General features: G+C 65.5%; 5 protein-coding genes and 1 pseudogene. 4 read left to right on the top strand and 2 right to left on the bottom strand.

Annotation, left to right across the window (positions count from 1 at the left end):
• The coding region (locus tag ABFX45_RS45775) for a helix-turn-helix domain-containing protein (RefSeq protein WP_346137361.1) at nt 1–370 on the bottom strand (370 nt) is incomplete at its 3' end.
• 688 nt (nt 371–1,058) lie between these two features.
• On the opposite strand from ABFX45_RS45775, the pseudogene ABFX45_RS45770 reads away from it, so the two are divergent.
• The 4 genes and pseudogenes from ABFX45_RS45770 to zapE form a co-directional block, all read left to right on the top strand.
• Nucleotides 1,059–1,239: pseudogene (locus tag ABFX45_RS45770) on the top strand (flavodoxin-dependent (E)-4-hydroxy-3-methylbut-2-enyl-diphosphate synthase); the annotation flags it as partial.
• 579 nt (nt 1,240–1,818) lie between these two features.
• Entirely contained in the window at nt 1,819–2,859 is a 1,041-nt protein-coding gene (locus ABFX45_RS45765; protein WP_346137360.1) for a polyprenyl synthetase family protein, read from the top strand.
• A 63-nt stretch (nt 2,860–2,922) separates the two neighbouring features.
• Nucleotides 2,923–3,984 carry a terpene synthase family protein gene (locus ABFX45_RS45760; RefSeq protein ID WP_346137359.1) on the top strand — a complete coding sequence of 354 codons (1,062 nt, stop codon included), beginning with the start codon at nt 2,923–2,925 and terminating at the stop codon, nt 3,982–3,984.
• A 288-nt stretch (nt 3,985–4,272) separates the two neighbouring features.
• On the top strand, nt 4,273–4,521 hold the full coding sequence (gene zapE / locus ABFX45_RS45755) for an AFG1/ZapE family ATPase (protein WP_346137358.1): 249 nt from the start codon (nt 4,273–4,275) through the stop codon (nt 4,519–4,521).
• A 1-nt stretch (nt 4,522) separates the two neighbouring features.
• Here the strand turns inward: zapE and ABFX45_RS45750 are convergent, their stop codons facing one another.
• Nucleotides 4,523–5,065 (bottom strand): YncE family protein, encoded by a 543-nt coding sequence (locus ABFX45_RS45750; protein WP_346137357.1) that lies wholly within the window; start codon nt 5,063–5,065, stop codon nt 4,523–4,525.
• Nucleotides 5,066–5,258 lie beyond the last annotated feature (193 nt).

Genomic DNA, 5,258 nt, shown 5'->3' with positions numbered 1-5,258 from the left:
GGTCTTCCGGGCCCTCGGGCGTTTTCTGCGCAGCAGCGCCTGGTTGTGAGCCCACCATGGTTGGTAGCGGCCGTCTGATTTGCTGTTGCGGTCGATCTCCCGGTAGACGGTAGACGGTCTGGAAGCTGTTGCCGATCGAGGCGGCGATGTCCTTGATCGACTGCTTGGCCTGCAGGCCGTCGGCGATGGCGATCCGCTCGTCCTGGGTGAGGAAACGGGGTGAGATCGGGCCGGGATCGTCGATGAGCAACCCGCCAGCATCGAGGAACCACAGCGATCCGCAGCTGGTCGACACACCGACCGCGCGAGCGGCCGCCGCGCCCTGCATGCCCTGTTTGATCAGCTCGAAATACTGCTTTTTGACCGACATCGGCAACTTGTTGTGAGCCCATCGAGGCATCCGAACCCCCTCCTGCGGCGAACGCCGCATGCCTTCACCATGGCCTCCCGGTCGGCGATGTCAACCGGCCGACCGATTTCACCAGCCGGGCGACGGCGCAGCGGGCGACTGGCGGCCTGTGACTCCGCATTGGCGGGCCAGCACGGCGGGGACCCTGCGGATGCTGTACACGCCGTAGTTGTCCTGGTGGACCTCCTTGACTTTCTCGGTTACCACCGCGTCGCGAACCGCGCGTGCGAGAACGGCGGGACCGTGCCGCGTAGCAGTTGCTCGGAGCGATCTTGACGCCGGCTGCGGTCAGCACGGCACCGATCGGCTCGACTCCGAACTCGTGCTTGTCGGCGTAGTCAGCGATCAGCCGGAGAGGCGATCGTTCCGCAATGCCCCGATGTCAAGCCGCCTGCCGCAGGTTTCTCGGCGACTTGGCCGACGCGCGGACCGGGTGGGCGCCAGACGCACCTGGGATCCGGCGCCGGTCACAAGTTCCCACTTGTCACGTCGGTGACGGACAGTGCTGTCGATCTCGTTTGAGCTGGCACGACCGTGTCAAACGTTCACACCATCGCCGGGTCGATGCCGATCTTCACTTCTATCACAATGGGCGAGGCGCCTATCACGATCTGTGACCCCGGCACCATGCCCGAGAAGGGTAGCGGTCATGGGCTCAAATCCTCCCCGAAGACTCACCGGGCAACTCCGCGTCGGACCGGTCCCGGTCGGCAGTGACCATCCGATCTCCGTACAGTCGATGACCACCACCGTCACCGCGAACATCGACACTGCAGCAGATCGCCGAGCTCACCGCCGCCGGCTGCGGCATCGTCCGCGCCACCGTTCCCTATCCTCAGCAAGGGATATATTGGTGATGGACTATCCGCATCCGTTGGATACTCGGAATGACAGTGCGGAATACGCACATCAGGTGATGCTGCCGCGGTTGGCAGAGCCGGACGCGGATATCGACTGGGTGTCGCGCTGGCACTTCGACTTGCCCTTCCCGCCTCCGCCGCCGGCGGCCACCCATCCCCACTACGGTATCCTCACTGCGGCAACTCAGGAATTCCTCACCGCGCACGATGTACTGCGCACACCGGCCGACGTCGCCCGCTTCCGGCGGCACGACTTAGCCATGTGGACGGTGTTCTGCTACCCGGACTTTCCCCTGGAGAGCCAGCAGCTCATCGCGGACTTCATCTGTGACCACGAACCAGGACGCTCTTCTCATCGAACTCTACGTGTGCGCGGACAGCCATGTCCTACCTCTACGCGATCAGCGCCGGAAGGCAGGGCGCCCCGACTGATCACCGGCGCCAAGCTAAGCATCTGGCTGCCGAACGAGACGACCCACATGGATCAGGCTTCGACTACGCCGTGCGCCCGTCGGCACGTTGAGCACGACAGGGAAGGTGTCCGAATCAATGACCGGTGTGAATTTTCCCATCCAGGGCCGGACAGGGAACGCGGTGCTGGCCTGGACACGCGGACTGCTCGAGCCAGCCCTGCGTGCGTCCGTCGCACAACTGGCTGAGCCGACCCGCACGGTCTGCCGCTACCACTTCGGGTGGTGTGAGGCAGACGGCCGGCCCGCCGACAAGGCGCCGGGCAAGGCCTTTCGCGCAGCACTGACCTTGGCCTGCGCCCGCGCGGTCGGTGCACCCCCGCAGACGGCCGTCACCGCGGCAGCCAGCGTGGAACTGGTGCACAACTTCACGTTGCTGCACGACGACATCATGGATGGCGACGACACCCGCAGGCATCGGCCCGCCGCATGGTCTGTGTTCGGCATACCCGCGGCAATCCTTGCCGGGGACGCACTCCTCGCGCTGGCCATCCGGGATTTGGCCGCCCACCCGTCTCCCGGCGCCTCCGCCATGGCCGCCGTGCTCGGCATCACCCTGGTCGACCTGGCCAACGGACAAAGCGCCGACATCGCGTTCGAGAGCCGCGATCTGGTCAGTCTGGAGGAGTGCCTGGCCATGGCCTCGGGCAAGACGGCATCGCTGCTGGGCAGTGCCTGCCTGCTGGGTGCGATGGTAGGCGGTGCCAGTGCTCGGCGCGCCGAACACCTGCGCAGCTTCGGGCACCACCTCGGGCTGGCCTTCCAACTGGTCGACGACCTGTTGGGGCTGCAGGACGATCCGGCGGTTTTGGGCAAGCCGGTGAGAGCGGACCTGCGGTCAGGCAAAAAGTCGTTGCCCGTGGCCGCTGCTCTTACCTCCGGAACCGACGCCGCCAGGCGACTGGCCGCGCTGTACCGGTCCGGCCACCGGCCGTCCGAGGCGCAGATGGTGGCTGCCGCCAATCTGATCGACGAGGCTGAGGGCACCCGCTGGGCCTGGGACGAGACCGAGCGGCAGGTGCGAGCCGCGCTGGCCTGTCTACGCGCCGCAGACCCCGAACCACACGCCGCCGACCAGCTCACGGCACTGGTGACGCTGGTCACCGGCCGCCACCACTAGCCCAGCAGCACAACCTTCCGGCTCACACTCCTCGGAGCTCATCAGCAAAGGAAACCACCGACCTTGGCAACCAACGCAGCCTCCCAGGGCGTTCCTGGCATCTACTGTCCCGTCCCGGCGACATGTCCGTCGAGCGGAAGTGATCTCGACCGCGCCGCGCTCGATTGGCTGCGCCAGTTCAACGTGTGCGACGAGGCGTGGCTGGACAGCATGGAGCAGGCTCGCCCTCTCCAGCTGCTCGCTGCGGCATGCCCAGCGGGAATCACCGATCGGCTGCGGATGGTGGGAGACCTGTGGATGTGGGCGTTCGCGTTCGACGACGCATTCTTCGACGGGGGTGTGCTTACCGGTGACCCCGGTGGGGCCTGCATCATGCTGCGGCCGCTGATGCGGGTGCTCGAAGCCCCCTACGAGCGGTCGGAGGAAGCGACAGGCTGGGAGGCCGCGCTCCGAGACGTGCGGATGCGGTTGGAGGAATGCGGGTCACCCACGCAGCTAAACCGGTGGGCAGCGGCAGCCCGCGACATGCTCTTCAGCTTCGCCTGCGAGGCCGCCGTCGTGCAGCAGAGCCGAGGTCTCGGGCTACGCGAATACCTCACGCACCGGATGGACTCCTCCGGGGCCAAGCACCACCTCCTGCTCGTCGACTTCACCTACGGCTACGAGTTGTCGACGGACTCTCTGGCCGACCACGTGGTACGCGCCGCGACCGAGGCGTGTTGCGTACTGCTCGGAATGGACAACGACCTGTTCTCCTACGACAGGGAACGTGCCGTGGAGGCAGACGCCACCCTCAACTCGATCGACATCGTCGCCACCGAGTTCGGGCTCTCCCCCGAGGAGGCGTTGACAAAGACCCTGGACATCCGCAATCGGATCATGACGGACTTCCTGGACTCGACCGCGCTCATACGGCAGCGCGGTGACGCGAACCTGGCGCATTACGCGCAGAACCTGGCGCAGTGGGTCCGAGCCAACATCGACTGGAGTCGGACTACGAGACGTTATCGCGAGCACATCCCACGCGATGGCCGGAGTCTGGCCGTCCCCGACATCCAGGTTGGTGGCAGGTTCGCCGCAGATCCTCGACGGCCTGTCGTTTGGTGGTGGGAACGCCTGGCGTAGCGACTCGCACCGAGTCGGCGATCGAGCAAGTAGAGACACCGCTCATCGCAGCCCCCCGGAGCCCTGTCCGCGACGCACACGCGATGCCGTGGCGGCCACAGGAATCTTCCGCAGCCTGCCGCGGGACGGCAATCTGGTTGCCATCCATCTCGGTACCCATGCGCGCGTATGTGGCCTGTCATCGCCAGCCCGTTCACGAGGTGCTCGTCGGCGATCTCACCTTCGACAAAGGCGGCGTACTCTACGACCGCATGCGGACAATGATCAAGGAAGCCGCTTGTGCCGTCGATGTCGAGGATGGAGCTGTACGCCGTGATTCGACGGCTGGAGACGTGCGACCACGAGGCGCGGCAACGCTTCGCGAACGTCATCGACGTGCTGGTGGACCGCGACATTCGGCTCTTCATGGTGAGCGAGCACTCGTTGCACGACAATCGTCATGGTGACGCCCAGGCTCTCGACATGGAGCGAACCGCGAGCCGTCCATCGTTGCTCAGCACCGAGTTTCCACTGGACTCGCCCAAGTCACTCGATTGAGTCACCGCAAGCTCGCCAGATAGACCGGCATCCCCGTGAACGGAACGGTGCGGATGACTTTTCCGGTGTCACCGTCGATCTGCGACACCGTCCCTTCCCGTGGCGTCGTTCCCAACACCCAGGGTTGGCCGTTCCGGTGCACCATGACCTGCCGGTATCGGTACTTCTTGTCGAGGCGGAGTGACACGAGCTCGGTGAAGTTGTTTTCCGTGTCGAATGCGACCAGCTGATCGAATGCTCCGTGGTTGTTCTGGACCAGCCAGAGCCGCCTGCCGTCCGGGCTGACGTCGATCGACCGCGGGTTCGGGTAGGGAATCGTATGGATCAACTTGCGTGTCGCGGGATCGATCACCAGCACCGCCGCCGGTGGTTCTGGCACCGGCGCGGCCGATTCGAAGTGACGCAGAGCGTAGAGCCGGTCTCCCGAGGGGCTCATCTTCAGGTCGACGATGTGCCCACCGCGCGGCAGGTCGACAGTGGCGACCGGTTCGAGGGTTGCCGCGTCGTGCTCCAAATCCTGCGAGGAGAAGGACGCGTTCCGCACCTCCTCGAGGCTCCTGCACGTCGGAGACACGTACCTCACGGCCGAGCCCCCGCCGCAGGCGAGGTCCGGAATTTGTCAAGGTGATTGAGACCAGTGGGTGTTAGGCGGCTTCTGTGTCGGCGTGTTGATCGGTGTCGTTGGCCGGCCGGTTGATCCAGACGGTGTCGGGTAGGTCGAGCATCTTCGGCGCTGT

This window comes from Lentzea roselyniae, assembly GCF_039537795.1.
In the GTDB taxonomy this organism is placed as follows: Bacteria; Actinomycetota; Actinomycetes; order Mycobacteriales; family Pseudonocardiaceae; genus Lentzea; species Lentzea atacamensis.
This window is presented reverse-complemented; position numbering and strand designations above follow the sequence as displayed.